At 65.1% G+C, this 15,340-nt stretch carries 13 protein-coding genes; 7 read left to right on the plus strand and 6 right to left on the minus strand.

What is annotated here, in order from left to right:
- Window positions 1-3: 3 nt before the first annotated feature.
- From murI to KKQ75_RS03875, 3 genes are all read right to left on the minus strand, one after another.
- Window positions 4-888 (minus strand): glutamate racemase, encoded by an 885-nt coding sequence (murI, locus tag KKQ75_RS03865; RefSeq protein WP_213360443.1) that lies wholly within the window; start codon window positions 886-888, stop codon window positions 4-6.
- Between the two features lie 221 nt (window positions 889-1,109).
- A complete protein-coding gene (locus tag KKQ75_RS03870) occupies window positions 1,110-2,663 on the minus strand; it encodes a fumarate hydratase (RefSeq protein WP_213360444.1) in 1,554 nt (517 codons plus the stop codon).
- A 241-nt stretch (window positions 2,664-2,904) separates the two neighbouring features.
- On the minus strand, window positions 2,905-3,486 hold the full coding sequence (locus KKQ75_RS03875) for a hypothetical protein (protein ID WP_250130994.1): 582 nt from the start codon (window positions 3,484-3,486) through the stop codon (window positions 2,905-2,907).
- Between the two features lie 254 nt (window positions 3,487-3,740).
- Between KKQ75_RS03875 and KKQ75_RS03880 the strand changes: the two genes are divergently transcribed.
- Genes KKQ75_RS03880 through KKQ75_RS03890 form a run of 3 tightly spaced genes read left to right on the plus strand, consistent with a single transcriptional unit; the run spans window position 3,741 to window position 6,811 of the window.
- Entirely contained in the window at window positions 3,741-4,871 is a 1,131-nt protein-coding gene (locus KKQ75_RS03880) for a patatin-like phospholipase family protein (protein WP_213360445.1), read from the plus strand.
- A gap of 27 nt (window positions 4,872-4,898) precedes the next feature.
- Window positions 4,899-5,879 carry an alpha/beta hydrolase gene (locus tag KKQ75_RS03885; RefSeq protein ID WP_213360448.1) on the plus strand — a complete coding sequence of 327 codons (981 nt, stop codon included), beginning with the start codon at window positions 4,899-4,901 and terminating at the stop codon, window positions 5,877-5,879.
- A gap of 26 nt (window positions 5,880-5,905) precedes the next feature.
- Window positions 5,906-6,811: a YbgC/FadM family acyl-CoA thioesterase gene (locus tag KKQ75_RS03890; RefSeq protein WP_213360451.1), complete on the plus strand. Its 906-nt coding sequence runs from the start codon at window positions 5,906-5,908 to the stop codon at window positions 6,809-6,811.
- Window positions 6,812-6,871: 60 nt separating this feature from the next.
- Here the strand turns inward: KKQ75_RS03890 and KKQ75_RS03895 are convergent, their stop codons facing one another.
- The gene (locus tag KKQ75_RS03895) at window positions 6,872-7,753 is read right to left on the minus strand and encodes a universal stress protein (protein WP_213360454.1); all 882 of its coding nucleotides are present in this window, start codon (window positions 7,751-7,753) and stop codon (window positions 6,872-6,874) included.
- 142 nt (window positions 7,754-7,895) lie between these two features.
- Here KKQ75_RS03895 and chrA point away from each other — a divergent pair, with 142 nt between their 5' ends.
- Both chrA and KKQ75_RS03905 read left to right on the plus strand, forming a co-directional pair.
- Complete coding sequence (gene chrA, locus KKQ75_RS03900) at window positions 7,896-9,122, plus strand: chromate efflux transporter (RefSeq protein ID WP_213360456.1); 1,227 nt, start codon at window positions 7,896-7,898, stop codon at window positions 9,120-9,122.
- Between the two features lie 102 nt (window positions 9,123-9,224).
- Complete coding sequence (locus KKQ75_RS03905) at window positions 9,225-10,517, plus strand: O-acetylhomoserine aminocarboxypropyltransferase/cysteine synthase family protein (RefSeq protein ID WP_213360458.1); 1,293 nt, start codon at window positions 9,225-9,227, stop codon at window positions 10,515-10,517.
- Between the two features lie 105 nt (window positions 10,518-10,622).
- Here the strand turns inward: KKQ75_RS03905 and KKQ75_RS03910 are convergent, their stop codons facing one another.
- Together KKQ75_RS03910 and mltB are read right to left on the minus strand one after the other, a co-directional pair.
- Window positions 10,623-11,219: a BPSL1445 family SYLF domain-containing lipoprotein gene (locus KKQ75_RS03910; protein ID WP_434087718.1), complete on the minus strand. Its 597-nt coding sequence runs from the start codon at window positions 11,217-11,219 to the stop codon at window positions 10,623-10,625.
- A 101-nt stretch (window positions 11,220-11,320) separates the two neighbouring features.
- Complete coding sequence (gene mltB / locus KKQ75_RS03915) at window positions 11,321-12,475, minus strand: lytic murein transglycosylase B (protein ID WP_213360461.1); 1,155 nt, start codon at window positions 12,473-12,475, stop codon at window positions 11,321-11,323.
- Between the two features lie 204 nt (window positions 12,476-12,679).
- On the opposite strand from mltB, the gene KKQ75_RS03920 reads away from it, so the two are divergent.
- Window positions 12,680-13,636, plus strand: coding sequence for a histone deacetylase family protein (locus tag KKQ75_RS03920; protein WP_213360462.1), 957 nt, complete (start codon window positions 12,680-12,682; stop codon window positions 13,634-13,636).
- A gap of 189 nt (window positions 13,637-13,825) precedes the next feature.
- Window positions 13,826-15,226 carry a mechanosensitive ion channel family protein gene (locus KKQ75_RS03925; RefSeq protein ID WP_213360463.1) on the plus strand — a complete coding sequence of 467 codons (1,401 nt, stop codon included), beginning with the start codon at window positions 13,826-13,828 and terminating at the stop codon, window positions 15,224-15,226.
- The last annotated feature ends 114 nt before the right edge of the window (window positions 15,227-15,340 follow it).

A 15,340-nucleotide genomic window follows, 5' to 3' on the forward strand; every position in this document is an offset into this window, starting at 1 on the left:
CGCTCAGTGGGCGGTGTAAGCCTGCAGCAGCTGTGCCTGCGGATGGGGCAGATGCAGCCACTGGCTGGCGGCCAGTTCCAGGCGCCTGGGCGCGGCGGTGCAGAGCAGCTCCAGTCGGCCATGGTGCAGGGGCGAGTGCTCCAGCGTGGCCTGGCGCAGCAGGTGCGCTTGTTCCAGCAGCCGAGCCGTCTGGCGCGCCACGGGCTCGCCGGGCTCGATCAGGCGCACCCCCGGGCCGACCAGCGGGCGCAGCACATCGGCCGCAAACGGGTAGTGCGTGCAGCCCAGCACCAGCGTATCGATGCCGTTCTGCGCATCGTCCTGCACGAACGGGCCCAGGGCCTGCACGTAGCGGCGGCACAGGCTGTCCACGGTTTCGCCGTCGGGATTGGCCTGGTTGTCGAGGGCGTTCTCGATGGCCAGCGCCAGTCCGTTGCAGGCCTGGATATGCATCTGGCGGTCACCGGACCATTCCTGCACCAGCCGCTGGAAACGCTGGCTTTTCACTGTGGCGTGCGTGGCCATGATGCCGATATGGCCGGTCATGGTCAGGGCGGCGGCGGGCTTGATGGCGGGCTCGATGCCGACGATGGGCAGCTCTGGCCAGGCCGCACGGATCGCGTGTACGGCTTGCGCCGTGGCGGTGTTGCAGGCCACGACAAGCAGTTTGATGCCATAGGCATCGACCAGATGACGCGTGATGGCCAGGCTGCGTTGCTGGATTTCTTCCGTGCTGCGTTCGCCGTAGGGTGCCCAGGCGGTATCGGCCAGATAGACGAAATCCTCCTGCGGCAGCAGGCGCAGCAACTGGCGCAGCACGCTCAACCCGCCCACGCCACTGTCGAAAACGCCAATGGGACGGGAGGCAAGTGCGGGATCGGGCTGCATGATCAATCGGTCTGGACAGGCGGAGCAAACACTTCACTCCGCGATGGAAGCATGATGCCAGAAATGGCGTGCCGCCACGGGGTGCGGGCTGGGCGGCGGACACAAAAAAGCCGCCGCACCGGCCTTGCTCACGAAAACAGCGGGTTTTCGCAGCAAATACCGTGCAGGCGGCCGGCTGGCAGGAGCCGCGCGAAACAGCCCCGCCCGCAGTACGACGTGCCTCAGGCCGACGTGATGTCGATGCCCTTGAACTCGCCGCTGGCGATGCGCTTTTCCCACTCGGCCGGGCCGGTGATGTGGGCGCTGGTGCCGCCGGCATCCACGGCGACAGTCACGGGCATGTCGACCACGTCGAATTCGTAGATGGCTTCCATGCCCAGGTCTTCAAAGCCGACCACCTTGGCGGCCTTGATCGCTTTGGATACCAGATAGGCGGCGCCACCCACGGCCATCAGGTAGGCCGACTTGTGGTTCTTGATCGACTCGATGGCGACCGGACCGCGCTCGGCCTTGCCGACCATGGCGATCAGGCCGGTCTGCTCCAGCATCATGTCGGTGAACTTGTCCATGCGGGTGGCGGTGGTCGGGCCGGCGGGGCCGACGACCTCGTCACCGACCGGATCGACCGGGCCCACGTAGTAGATCACGCGGTTGGTGAAATCGACCGGCAGCTTTTCGCCCTTGGCCAGCATGTCCTGGATGCGCTTGTGCGCGGCATCGCGGCCGGTCAGCATCTTGCCGTTGAGCAACAGGGTCTGGCCCGGCTTCCAGCTGGCGACTTCTTCCTTGGTCAGGGTGTTGAGGTCGACGCGCTTGCTGGTTTCGGTGTTGGGCGTCCAGTCGACCTTGGGCCACAGGTCCAGGCTCGGGGGATCCATGTAGACCGGACCGCTGCCGTCCATCACGAAGTGGGCGTGGCGTGTGGCGGCGCAGTTCGGGATCATGGCGACCGGCTTGGAAGCTGCGTGCGTGGGGTACATGTTGATCTTCACGTCCAGCACGGTGGTCAGGCCGCCCAGGCCTTGTGCGCCGATGCCCAGTGCGTTGACCTTCTCGAACAGTTCCAGACGCAGCTTCTCGACGTCGGACAGTTCCGCGCCGGAAGAGGCCTTTTCCTGCAGCTCGTACATGTCCAGGTCTTCCATCAGCGCCTGCTTGGCCATCAGCATGGCTTTTTCGGCAGTGCCGCCGATGCCGATGCCCAGCATGCCGGGCGGGCACCAGCCGGCGCCCATCAGCGGCACGGTCTTGAGCACCCAGTCCACCAGGTTGTCGCTGGGGTTGAGCATGACGAATTTGGTCTTGTTTTCGGAGCCGCCGCCCTTGGCCGCCACGGTCACGTCCAGCTTGTCGCCGGGTACCAGCTCGACGTGGATCACGGCGGGGGTGTTGTCCTTGGTGTTCTTGCGGGCAAACTGCGGATCGGCCACGACGGAGGCGCGCAGGCGGTTGTCGGGGTTGTTGTAGCCGCGGCGCACGCCTTCGTTGATGGCGTCATCAAGGCTGCCGGTCAGGCCTTCGAAGCGCACGTCCATGCCTACTTTGAGGAACACGTTGACGATGCCGGTGTCCTGGCAGATCGGGCGGTGGCCGGTGGCGCTCATCTTGCTGTTGGTGAGGATCTGCGCCATTGCGTCCTTGGCGGCGGGCGATTGCTCGCGCTCGTAGGCACGCGCCAGGTGCTGGATGTAGTCGGCCGGGTGGTAGAAGCTGATGTACTGCAGCGCCGCAGCAATCGATTCGATCAGGTCATCCTGCTTGATGATGGTGGTCATGGGTGTTCCTTGGGTCTGTTCAAGTAATGGCAATACCTCACTGGCCGACTGCGCCAGCGTTTTGCAGGCGTTATTGTGCCTTGTCTGGCTGACGGCTTGCTAACTGGGTGCAAACGCGTCCCTGCCCGGCATCGGCGCGCACCGGGTGGCTTTGCATGCACCAGACAAAAATGGCCACGCATCAGCGTAGCCATGGTGTCGTTAGCATCCCGGAATGGATTCAGGACGCCAGCCAGCGCATTCAGGTGGCTGAATCCTGACCCGGGCGCCCCAGCCATTTGCCCAGCGTGCGCTTGCGTGCCGGGGTTTCCAGGGGCAATTCCAGCGACTGCGCGGGCGGCAGCAGTTCGGCCAGCCCGGCTTCGCGCAGCACCCGCACGCAGTCGCGGATGTGTTGCTCGCCCAGATAGCGCAGGGCGGTATAGCCCAGCGCGGCGGCCGCCATCTGGCCCGCCAGCGGCACGTACTTGACGGCCTGCTTGGTCGTCAGGCGCATGCCCACCATGCGCGCGGCGCGCAGCACCAGCTCCTTGGTCACCAGGCGGCCCACCATCACCGCGCCGACGGCGGCAATCGCTTTCTGGATGCGCTCCTGCTTCTGCGGATCGAGCCGGGCGATCTGCGCCTGCGTCAGGCCGAACTCCTGGTTGATCTGCGGAATCACCTTGGTCATGAGCGAGGCGTCCACCAGCCAGTCCACGCCCGGAATCGGCACCATGCTGGTGACGGCGCCCGTCATGGCCTTCTTGTGCAGCAGCTTGCGCGAACGGACGATCGCTGCTTCCAGACGGGGATCTCCCTGGGCCATGTCCATGGCATTCATGTGCGTACTCCTTGTGGTGGGCGACGATGCCGCATGCGCGGCCATCCCATATGCGGGGGAGCGCAAACCGCTTCAATCCCCGGGCGGAGCCTGATTGTTACGGCTTGCATCCGGCGCTGCAAGATGCGCTTGCCGTGCGTTGCGGCGGAAAGCGGTACTGCATCACGTTTTCCGGCAGGTGAATGCTGCATTCAGCTTCGGCCATCCGGGCTGGCTACACTTGCTGCTTACTTTCCACTTCGAGCCCATTTGCCATGCAAGCCCTAGCCATTTACGCCGGACCTGCCGCCTTGCGCCATGTACAGCAGCATGGCCTGTTGCCCAGGCACATCGGGGTGATTCCCGCTGCGGCGGGCGGGCCCAAGGGGCTGATGCTGCTGCGCATGGACCAGTTCCTGTTCGGTGACTGGCTGCCACGCAGTGCGCAGCCGGTGCATCTGGTGGGTGCCTCGATCGGCGCCTGGCGCATGGCAACCGCCTGCCTGCCCGATGCGGTGCAGGCCTTCCAGCTGCTCGAGTACAACTACATCAACGAGGAATTCCAGACGCGCACGGTACGCGGGCGCAAGCGCCTGCCGCCGCCATCCGAAGTGAGCGCAGCCTTTGCCCGCAATCTGCAGCAGTTCTATGGCGGCCGCGTCGAAGAGGTGCTGGAACATCCGCGCTACCGCCTGCATGTGGTCACGGCACGCGGGCGGCATCTGCTGGCGCGCGAGGGGGCAGGGCGCAGCCATCTCGGCTATCTGGCGGCCTATGGTGCCAACGCCTGGAACCGGCAGGCACTGTCGCACTGGCTGGACCGCGTGGTGTTCTCCGCGCCGACGGTGGAGCGCAACGGGCTGGGTGCACTTCCTTTTGACACCGCCGATTTCCGCACGCACCAGGTGGCCCTGACGCCCGACAACTTCATGCCTGCGCTGCAGGCCAGCGGCTCGATTCCCTTCGTGCTGCAGGCCGTGCACGACATCCCGGGCGCGCCGCGCGGCGCCTACTGGGATGGCGGCATCACCGACTACCACCTGCACCTGCGCTATCTGCAGGGGCAGGCCGCCGCCCCGGCCAGCGCGGACGGTACCGGCAGCATCGTGCTCTATCCCCACTTCCAGCAGGCCGTGGTGCCGGGCTGGCTCGACAAGGCGCTGCAATGGCGCCATGCCAGCACGTCTGCGCTGGACCACATGCTGCTGCTCGCGCCCGATCCGGATTGGGTGCGCCAGCTGCCCAACGGCAAGCTGCCGGACCGCAACGACTTCAAACACTATATCGACGACCACGCAGGCCGCGTCAAGGCCTGGACGCAGGCGGTGGCGGCCAGCCAGCAGCTGGTGGAAGAATTCGCCGAATGGCTGGAGCGTCCCGATCCATCGCGCATCAGGCCACTATGATGGCAGGCTGATTCTTCCGAAATTTCCATGCACCTGCCCGATCCCCATATTCAGCCTGAAGCCTGGCGCCATCTCAAGCCGCACGTCCGCCATCTGTTGCAGCGCATCCACCGCAAGCCGCGTCCACCCATGGAATCGCTGCCGGTCGATCTGGCGCGCGAAGCCTATGCCATGGGCTCGCATGTGCTCGAAGTGGATGCCCCCGCGCTGGCGCGCGTCGAAGACCTGCAGATTCCCAACCGCGACGGCCATCCCCTGCCGGCGCGTCTGTATGCACCGCTGGCCGAAGGGCAGGGCGTGCTGCCTGTGCTGGTGTTCTTCCATGGAGGCGGCTTCGTCGTGGGCAGCGTGGAGACGCATGACACGCTGTGCCGCGTGCTGAGCCACCTGAGCGGCTGCGCCGTGCTGTCGGTGGATTACCGTCTGGCGCCCGAACACAAGTTCCCTGCAGCCTTCAACGATGCCTGGGATGCGGTGCACTGGGTCTCGCAACACGCAGCCGTGCTGGGCCTGGATGAAACCCGCATCGCAGTGGGTGGCGACAGTGCCGGCGGCACACTGGCGGCGGGCTGTGCCGTACAGGCCGCGCAAGAGGGCATTTCGCTGCGCCTGCAGCTGCTGTTCTACCCCGGCATGCAGGCCGAGGCGCTCACGCCGTCCCGCAAGCTCTATGCCGAAGGCTTTCTGCTCACCGAACCGCAGATCCAGTGGATGTTCCACACCTTCGTCGAGGATGCTGCACAGTTTGCCGACTGGCGCTTTGCCCCCATCCACGCCGAGCATGTGGATGGCGTGGCGCCGCTGTGGCTGGGCCTGGCGGAATGCGATCCGATTGCGGACGACAGCCTGCTCTGGGCCGACAAGCTGCGCCATGCCGGCGTGCCGGTGGAGCTGGAGGTCTACCACGGCGTGATCCACGAATTCATCAAGATGGGGCACGCCATTCCCGAGGCAAGACAGGCACACCAGGATGCGGCGCGCGCCCTGCGCGAGGCGCTGCAGCCCTGATTTGCACGTACAAGGAAGTCATTGCCATGAGCCAGGCCGTTTTCTCGGCGTCCAGCCGTTCCTCCTTCCGCCACGTCACTCGCCTGCGTGTGCGCTGGTTGGAGGTGGACATGCAGAACATCGTCTTCAACGCGCACTATCTCGCCTGGTATGACACCGCCTTCAGCGACTACTGGCGCAGTCTCGGCCTGGCCTATGGCGACACCATGCGCCGCTTTGGCTGTGACGTGTACCTGAAGAAGGCGACGACCGAGTTTCACGCCAGCGCAAAACTGGATGATCTGGTCGAGGTCTGCCTGCGCTGCGAGCGTATCGGCAACAGCAGTTTGCTGTTCACCGGGGCGGTGTTTGGCGGCAACCAGCTGCTCAACAGCGCGGAGCTGCTCTACGTCTATGCAGATCCGGTGCAGCAGCGCGCCATGCCGGTGCCGGAGCCCTTGCGGGATCTGTATGGCACCTTTGAATCCGGCGTGGAGATGACCCACTGCCGCACCGGCGACTGGTCAACCCTGAGCGAACTCGCACGCGCGGTGCGCGAACCCGTCTTCGTGCAGGAGCAGGGCTTCGCACCCGAAGAGGAATACGATGGCCTGGACGAAACCGCGCTGCATGCGGTGGTGAGCAACCGCATCGGCATGGCGCTGGCCACCGCCCGTTTGCTGCCCACGCTGGAGCTGGAGGAAGAGGGCAGGCCGCTGCGCATCGGTCGCATCGGCCGCGTGGCCGTGCTGCAGCCCTTGCGCGGCACGGGCGCCGGCCAGTTGGTGATGCAGGCCCTGCAGCAAAGCGCGCGCATGCGCGGCGACAGCCATATCCAGCTGGGCGCGCAGCTGTCGGCAGCCGGTTTCTATCGCCGCCTGGGGTACCAGCCCTTCGGCCCTGTCTACGAAGAGTGCGGTGTGCCGCACCAGGACATGCGTCTGGCGTTGTAAAACAGCTCAGGTCGCCACCGGGCTGGCGGCGGGATAGGGCAAAGCAATCCGCAGAAAGGGTCAGACCGAGATCAGCACGTCGCTCTGCACTTCGGTCAGCACGCGCTTGGTGACGCTGCCGAGCAGCATCTCGGTCAGCGCGTTTTCGCCGTGTTTGCCCAGCACGATCAGCTCGGCGTACTGTTCCTGCTCCTGCTCGACGATGCGCATCACCGGGTCGCCCTGCAGCACGAGCAGGCGCGTGCTGTCCAGCGGCAGGCCGGCGTCGTCGCGCAATGCCTGCAGCTTCTGCGTGGCTTCCTGGCGGGCCTGGTCACGGTAGTGGGCGAAGGTGTCGTGCTCAACGCTGGCGTAGCGCAGGTAGCCGGCAAACGGCACCTCGTACACATGCAGCAGCACCAGTTCCGCCCCCGGGGCAATCTGCTGCGCATGGCGGATGGCCTGCAGCGAGGCCTTCGAGAAATCCACCGGAACCAGCACGTTGCGGTAGGGCTCGTGCATGGGCTGCTTCACCACCAGCACCGGACAGGCGGCGGTATTGAGCAGGCGCTCCGCCGTCGAGCCCAGCAGCAGGTGCCGCATGAAACTTTCGCCGCGCGAGCCGCACACCAGCAGGTCGGCATTGCGCGCGTATTCGCCCAGTACCGGCAGCAGCGAACCGAATTCGACATGCGCGTTCATGGGCAATTCGCCCAGACGCTTGTGCAGGGCGAACCGCAACTCGTCCAGCTTCTCGCTGGCACGCGTGGCCACGCGCTCCTTCAGTTCCTCGGGCCCCACGCCCATCATGTGGCGCAGTTTTTCCAGTGGCGTCAGATCCGCCACGTGCACGACTTCCATTTGCGCCTCCACTTGTCGCGCTAGCAGGGCGGCGCGCTCGACGGCGTGGCGGGCTGGCGCGGAAAGGTCGGTGGCGGCAAGAATGTGCTTGAAATCGGGCATTGTCGGGACGTGCGGATGCAGTGAGGGGCTGAAAACGGACTTGCCGGCCATGACAGGATGCGTCAAACGGCCGGTGCCGGTTCAGGGCGGGAATTTGTCATCTGTGCCCCGTATCATGACATGCTTGTTCCCATGCCTTGCCATGCCCCTGTCTTCTTCATCCCCTTTGCCTGACACCAGCCGGCCTTCCGTGCGGGAGGTATTCCTTGTTTTCCTGCAGCTGGGCTTGACCAGTTTTGGCGGCCCGGCGGCGCATTTGGGCTATTTTCGCGAGGCCTTCGTGGTGCAGCGGCGCTGGCTGGGCGAGCAGGCCTATGCCGATCTGGTGGCTTTGTGCCAGTTCCTGCCCGGCCCGGCCAGCAGCCAGGTGGGCATGGGGCTCGGGCTGATGCGGGTGGGCTATGGGGGTGCCCTGGCGGCCTGGGCGGGTTTTACCTTGCCCTCGGCCATTTTGCTCGTGCTGGCCGCGCAGGGGCTGGTGCACTGGGGCAGTGCGGTGCCGCCAGGCCTGCTGCATGGCCTGCACCTGGCCGCTATTGCCGTCATCCTGCAGGCAGTATGGAGCATGGGCAAGGCGTTCTGCCGTGGTCCGGTGCAACTCGCACTGATGCTGGCCGCCACCCTGGTCGTCATGGGGTGGGGAGCGCACTGGGCCGGCTGGGTGATCGTGATGCTGGCGCTGGCCGGCGTGGCGGGTGTACTGCTGTTGCGGTCGGGCAGCACGGGTGCGGCCGGCTCGCTCCGGGTGCCGGTGGGCAGCCGCGCGGCCGTGGGCTGGCTGATGCTGTTTGCGGCGCTGCTTGCCCTCAGCGTGATGACGTGGACGGGGCAGGCGGCGCAGTTGCTGGCGGCGTTTTATCGCACCGGCAGCCTGGTGTTCGGTGGCGGGCATGTGGTGTTGCCGCTGCTGGAAGGCGAGTTGGTGCAGCGTGGCTGGGTCGAGGCGCCGGTATTCCTGGCCGGCTACGGGCTGGCGCAGGCCGTGCCGGGGCCGCTGTTCACGTTTGCTGCCTTTCTGGGGGCGACGATGCAGTCGGCGCCCACTGGCTGGACAGGCGCCAGCCTGGCGCTGCTTGCCATTTTCCTGCCGGCTTTTCTGCTGGTGGCGGGCGCACTGCCGTTCTGGGAGCGCTGGCGTCACCTGCGCTGGCTGCGCAGCGCTCTGCAGGGCATCAATGCCGCCGTGGTGGGCTTGCTGCTGGCTGCACTCTTGCAGCAGGGCGCAGCCAGCCTGCATCAGTGGGCGGACCTTCTGGTTACGGGGCTGGCCCTGTGGCTGCTGATGCGCCTGCGCTGGGCGCCGTGGCTGGTGGTGCTGGTTAGCGCGCTGGCCGGCTGGGCATCATCCGTCCTGCTGCCCGTTGCATAAGCAAATCACCATTGTGTCTAGGGGCAGCGGCCCGCCAACGTGGTGGAAGGTTGTACCATCCCACCTTCCAGAAGAACCGTATTCCCCAGGAGAATTCCACCCATGGCGCTCGATCCCAGCACCTTCAAGCCCGAAACCATTGCCGTGCACGGTGGCTACAGCAGCGAACCCACCACCCGCGCCGCGGCCGTGCCGATCTACCAGACCACGTCCTACACCTTCGACAACACGCAGCACGGTGCGGACCTGTTCGACCTGAAGGTGCCGGGCAACATCTACACCCGCATCATGAACCCGACGCAGGACGTGCTGGAAAAGCGCGTCGCAGCCATGGAAGGCGGCATTGCCGGCCTGGCCGTGGCCTCGGGCATGTCGGCCATCACCTATGCCATCCAGACCATTGCCGAGGCGGGGGACAACATCGTCACGTCGTCCACCCTGTATGGCGGCACCTACAACCTGTTTGCCCATACGCTGCCGCAGTACGGCATCGAGGTGCGCTTTGCCGACTACCGCCAGCCCGAGCAGTTCGCCAAGCTGATCGACGGCAAGACCAAGGCGATCTTCTGCGAATCCATCGGCAACCCGCTCGGCAACGTCACCGACTTCGAGAAGCTGGCCGAGATCGCCCATGCCCACGGCGTACCGCTGATCGTGGACAACACCGTGCCCAGCCCCTACCTGTGCCGCCCGATCGAGCACGGCGCCGACATCGTCGTGCATGCCCTGACCAAATACATCGGCGGCCATGGCACCAGCATCGGCGGCATCATCGTCGATAGCGGCAAGTTCCCCTGGGCCGAGCACAAGGAGCGCTTCCACCGCCTGAACACGCCTGAAGTCAGCTACCACGGCGTGGTCTACACCGAGGCGCTGGGCCCGGCGGCCTACATCGGCCGTGCCCGTACCGTGCCGCTGCGAAACATGGGCGCCGCCATCAGCCCCTTCAATGCCTTCCTGATCCTGCAGGGGCTGGAGACGCTGCCGCTGCGCATGGACCGCATCGGCGACAACTCGCGCAAGGTGGCCGAGTTCCTGCAGCAGCATCCCAAGGTGAACTGGGTCAACTACTCCGGCCTGCCGGATCACAAGGACTATCCGCTGGTGCAGAAATACATGAAGGGCAATGCCTCCGGCATCCTCAATTTCGGCGTGAAGGGTGGCCGTGAAGCCGGCGCGCGTTTCCAGGATGCGCTGCAGCTGATCCTGCGCCTCGTCAATATCGGCGATGCCAAGACCCTGGCTACGCACCCCGCCAGCACCACGCACCGCCAGCTGTCGCCGGCCGAGCTGGAAAAGGCCGGCGTGAGCGAAGACATGATCCGCCTGTCCGTGGGCATCGAGCACAGCGATGACATTATCGCGGATCTGGATCAGGCGCTGGCTGCTGCCTGATGGCCGACGCGCGCGGACAGGATTTTCCTGTCCGGACTGACGCAAAAATAAACCCCGTTCGGAAAGCCGATACGGGGTTTATTTTCTGTTGGCAACAGTGGGGACTTACAGGGCGATCTTGGAAATCTTTGCACCCTGCAGCGACACGCCGGCTTCCAGGCCCGCGTTGTTCAGCACAAAGGCCACCACCGGCTGCTGCAGCGTCTGGGTATCCACCGTGCCGTTGGCGCCGATCTGGGCCACTGCCACGGTTGCATCGATACCGGCCGTCCAGCCCTTGCTGGCGCGGAACTTGTCCAGAGCTTCCTGGGTGGTAAAGACGTAGTACACGGCCTTGGACTGGGCGCCGGCCTGCAGGCCGATCGAGGCCGCGGTGGTGCTGTAGTAATCCAGTGTCTTGCCGTCCACGCGCAGGGCGCCGCGACCGTATTCACCGCCTACGATGAAGGAGCCACCCACCACGGCCGGGAACACGAGCACGCCCTTGGAGCGCGCCACCAGTTCACGCGAGCCGGGTACGGTGTTGTACAGGCGGTTCAGTGCAGCGTCCACCTGAGTGTCCACGGACGCGCGCGTGTTGGACGGAATCGTCGGCGTGGGCGAAGTGGTGGAAGGCGTGGTGGTACACGCGGCCAGGCCCAGGGAGCCGGCCGCAATGGCGCCAGCCAGACCGATTGTGCGCAGGGAAGCGGGGAAAGTCATCATGTTCTCCAGTAGCCAAAACATGGAAACCACTCTAACTGTCCCGCTGCTTGCAGCCTGTCAGACCAGAGCGCCTTCCTCTGCAGGCATTCGCCCCCGACTTAGCGCGCCTGCAGCCCCATCGCACGCTCGACTTCATTGGCCAGATCGATCACTGCCTTGGCGTAGTAGCTGCTGTTGTTGTAACGCGTGATCACGTAGAAGTTGTCGGTGCCGGCGTAATACGAGGCCGGTGCATAGCCATTCTCCAACTCGATCAGCGCCAGCTTGCGGTTGAAGCCGGCGGGCAAGCCCACGGCCGTGGCGCCCAGTTCGCTGAACTGTTCCGGCGTGAAGCTTGGCGTGATGTCCGGGCCGAGCAGCGTTTCCAGCTGCAGGCGGCTCTGGTCGAAGGTTACGTCGAAGACCGGCTCCAGCCCGCTCACCCAGCCGTACTGCTTGAAGTAGTGCGCCACCGAGCCCACCACGTCGGTCGGGCTTTCGAACAGGTCAATATGCCCGTCGCGGTCGAAGTCGACGGCATGCTTTACCCAGCTGGACGGCATGAACTGCGGCAGGCCCATGGCGCCGGCATAGCTGCCACGCAGCGTGAGTGGATCATCGCGGTTTTTCCAGGTGAGCTGCAGATAGTGTTCCAGTTCGCTGCGGAAGAAGGCGTTGCGGTCCGCCGCGCGCGGATGCGCCTGCGGAAAATCGAAGCTCAGCGTGGCCAGGGTATCAATCACCCGCATGTTGCCCACGTTACGTCCGTAGATGGTTTCCACGCCCACGATGCCCACAATGTACTTGGCCGGCACGCCGTATTCGCGCTCGGCGCGCTGCAGCTGGGTGGCGTTCTCGTTCCAGAACTGCACGCCTGCACGGATGCGCGTGTTGTCGATGAAGCGGCTGCGGTACACGCGCCAGCTGCGGCGAACTCCCTTGCCGGCCGGCAGGATCAGGCGCGGGACGCTGGGCAGGAAGTCGGCATTGCCGATGGCATTGCGCACAAAGGTTTCCGGTAGGCCGAGGCGGCGGGCCATGTTCGGCACCTGCGCCATCACGTCGGCGCGCTGGGCGTAGCTGCCGTTGAGAGCCAAGGAGGCGGGTGCCGGTTGCGGGTGAGGGGCGGGCGCGGGAGTGGCGCCCTCGTCGGGCTTGGGTGGCGTGCCGCAGCCTGCCAGGGCCAGCGCAGAGGCTCCGGCCAGTGCGCCCAGCAGGTGCAGGCGGCGGCGCTCGGGGGCAGGGGATAGAGGAGTATGCAAGTCAGGAATCATGGGGCTGGAGCGTGGAAAAGCGTACGATGAAAGCGGCATGCCGACGGTCTGACCGGACAGTTTAGCGGATCGTTCCGCACGGTAGCGGCGTGCCCGAAACCCGCCTTGCACGACAGTGTGCAGGGGGCAGGGGATGGTTTGCGCGCCACGCAACAATCCATTACACTTTGTAGTGATAAGAATAGACACCGAGGAGACAAAAGAATGGGCGCCACTGGCTACTACATTCATTCGGACTGCAAGCTGCACAATATGGGTGCAGGCCATCCCGAATGCCCCGAACGCATCGATGCGATCGAAGACCGCCTCCTGATTACCGGCGTGGCCGACGCGCTGGATCGCCGTACCCCCGGCGAGGCCAACCTGGCCGAGATCAAGCTGGCGCACCGCCGTCTGCACATTGCCGCCATTCGCGGCATGAGCGACTGGCTGGAAGAGGACGACGTTGCCGCAGGTTCCTCGCAGCACTTCTCGCTCGACACCGACACCTCCATGAACAGCAAGACCTATCGTGCAGCCTTGCTGGCGGCCGGCGCAGCCGTCGAGGCCACCGATGCGGTGCTGGCCGGCGAGCTCGAAAACGCCTTCTGCTGTGTGCGTCCGCCCGGGCACCATGCCTGCGGCAACCGTGCCATGGGTTTCTGCTTCTTCAACAACGTGGCCATTGCCGCCAAGTACGCCGTGGCCCGCCATGGCCTGGAGCGCGTGGCCATCATCGATTTCGACGTGCACCATGGCAACGGCACCGAGGACATCGTCGCTGGCGACGATCGCATCCTGATGCTGAGCTACTTCCAGCACCCGTTCTACCCCGAAGACTGGCCGCTGCGCCACGACGACAACCTGGTCAACGTGCCGGTGCCGGCCTATACCAAGGGCATGGACATCCGTGAACTGGTCGATGCCATGTGGATTCCGCGCCTGGACGAGTTCAAGCCGCAACTGATCTTCATCAGCGCAGGCTTTGATGCCCACCGCGAGGACGACATGGGCCAGCTCGGCCTGGTCGAGGCTGACTACCAGTGGATGACGCAGCGCATCAAGGACGTGGCCAAGCGCCACTGCGAAGGCCGCATCGTCAGCTGCCTCGAAGGCGGCTACAATCTCAGCTCGCTGGCGCGCAGCGTCGAGGCGCACCTGCGCGTGCTGGCAGACGTCTGACGACGGCGGGAATCAACCGTTGCAAAGCCGGGCCACGCCCGGCTTTTTATTGCCTTGTCCGAAGTCCGGCTGCGAGCAGCCGTGTAGCCGTGTAGCCGTGTAGCCGTGTAGCCGCGCCAGTGCACGCAGCTTGAAGCGGACGCCTGTGCCAGAATGGCATTTTTTTGCCGATACGCTGGAAAGGACACAATGGGCAGCACAAGCCTGGGCTTCGATGACTGGATCGAGTGGTACAGCCGCATCTCGCGCCCCGAAACGCTGACGCAGCTGGGAGCCATCCTGGTAGCGGGCCTGCTGGCACTGTTGCTGACGCACCTGGGACGCAGACTGTTTCTGGGGCGCGCCAGTGCGCAAGACCGCCACTTTTCCGTGATCTTCGGGCGCCGCGATTTCGACGGTGTGCTGTTCCCTGCGCTCTGGCTGCTGCTGGCCAACGTGGCGCCATACGTGCTAGACGTTCCCCTGCGGTATTCGCTGTTCCGCGTGGCGCTGCCGGTGCTGGTGGCTCTGGTGCTGATCCGCCTGGGCGCCAAGATCCTGCGCGCCGCCTTCCATGAGGCGCGCTGGGTGCTCACGCTCGAGCGGCGCGGCTCCTGGCTGATCTGGCTGGGCATGGTGCTGTGGGTGAGCGGTATCCTGCCGGTTTTCCTGGAGCAGCTCGAGAGCATCAGCTTCAAGCTCGGCAACAGCCAGTTCGACGCGCGCTCATTGCTGGAAGGGGCGCTGATGGTGGGCCTGACGCTGTTGCTCACGCTCTGGCTGTCGGCGTTGGCCGAGCAGCAGCTGATGCGCAATGCCACCGGCAGCATGCTGTCGCTGCGCAAGATCATGAGCAATGTATTGCGTGCGGCCATGATGATCGTGGGTACCATCGTGTCGCTGTCGATCGCCGGCATCGACCTGACCGCGCTGTCGGTGTTTGGTGGCGCGCTGGGCGTGGGCATCGGCCTGGGCCTGCAGAAGCTGGCCTCCAACTACGTGAGCGGCTTCGTCATCCTGGCCGAGCGCAGCATCCGCATCGGTGACACGGTCAAGGTGGACGGTTTCGAGGGCCGCATTTCCGACATCACCGCGCGCTACACGCTGATCCGCTCCCTCACCGGCGTCGAGGCCATCCTGCCGAACGAAACCCTGGTCACACAGCGCGTGGAGAACAACTCGCTGGCCGACCGGCAGGTATGGGTGTCCACGACCGTGGCTGTGGGTTACGACAGCGAGATTGATCTGGTGCAGCGGCTGCTGGTGGAGGCAGCGCTGGGGCAGCCGCGCGTACTGCGCGAGCCGCCTCCGGCGGCCAACCTGGAAAACTTCGGTGCGGACGGGCTGGAATTCCGTCTGGGCTTCTGGATCCGCGACCCCGAAAACGGCACCGGCCTGCTGCGCTCGGAGATCAACAAGCAGATCCTGCAGTCGCTGCGCGCCCACAAGGTCGAGATTCCCTTCCCGCAGCGTGTGGTGCATCATCAGGGGCTGTATGCATCGGGCGGCGGCGTCGAAAGCACCGCGGCAGCACTGCATTCGCAGGAAGAAGGCGGGCATGCTCCGGCAGCGAAGGCCCTGTCACAGGCAAGTCAGACGGAAGGCCGATAATGGGGCGCAACCGAGTGGCCGGAAGGTAGTATACTCATTAAAAGCACGATCGTTCTATTATCCGCAGGCAAAGCCGAGGAAAACCAACGTAAAATGCTTGTTGATTGACGTTTA

Origin of the sequence: Brachymonas denitrificans (assembly GCF_907163135.1) — a bacterium.
Lineage (GTDB): Bacteria > Pseudomonadota > Gammaproteobacteria > Burkholderiales > Burkholderiaceae_C > Brachymonas > Brachymonas denitrificans_A.

Coding starts and splice junctions, on each gene's coding strand:
- KKQ75_RS03875 (WP_250130994.1), bottom strand. CDS start 3,486: ATGAATGCCATGGACATGGCCCAGGGAGATCCCCGTCTGGAAGCAGCG.
- KKQ75_RS03880 (WP_213360445.1), top strand. CDS start 3,741: ATGCAAGCCCTAGCCATTTACGCCGGACCTGCCGCCTTGCGCCATGTA.
- chrA (WP_213360456.1), top strand. CDS start 7,896: ATGCCCCTGTCTTCTTCATCCCCTTTGCCTGACACCAGCCGGCCTTCC.
- KKQ75_RS03910 (WP_434087718.1), bottom strand. CDS start 11,219: ATGACTTTCCCCGCTTCCCTGCGCACAATCGGTCTGGCTGGCGCCATT.
- KKQ75_RS03895 (WP_213360454.1), bottom strand. CDS start 7,753: ATGCCCGATTTCAAGCACATTCTTGCCGCCACCGACCTTTCCGCGCCA.
- KKQ75_RS03890 (WP_213360451.1), top strand. CDS start 5,906: ATGAGCCAGGCCGTTTTCTCGGCGTCCAGCCGTTCCTCCTTCCGCCAC.
- KKQ75_RS03905 (WP_213360458.1), top strand. CDS start 9,225: ATGGCGCTCGATCCCAGCACCTTCAAGCCCGAAACCATTGCCGTGCAC.
- KKQ75_RS03870 (WP_213360444.1), bottom strand. CDS start 2,663: ATGACCACCATCATCAAGCAGGATGACCTGATCGAATCGATTGCTGCG.
- KKQ75_RS03925 (WP_213360463.1), top strand. CDS start 13,826: ATGGGCAGCACAAGCCTGGGCTTCGATGACTGGATCGAGTGGTACAGC.
- KKQ75_RS03885 (WP_213360448.1), top strand. CDS start 4,899: ATGCACCTGCCCGATCCCCATATTCAGCCTGAAGCCTGGCGCCATCTC.
- murI (WP_213360443.1), bottom strand. CDS start 888: ATGCAGCCCGATCCCGCACTTGCCTCCCGTCCCATTGGCGTTTTCGAC.
- mltB (WP_213360461.1), bottom strand. CDS start 12,475: ATGATTCCTGACTTGCATACTCCTCTATCCCCTGCCCCCGAGCGCCGC.
- KKQ75_RS03920 (WP_213360462.1), top strand. CDS start 12,680: ATGGGCGCCACTGGCTACTACATTCATTCGGACTGCAAGCTGCACAAT.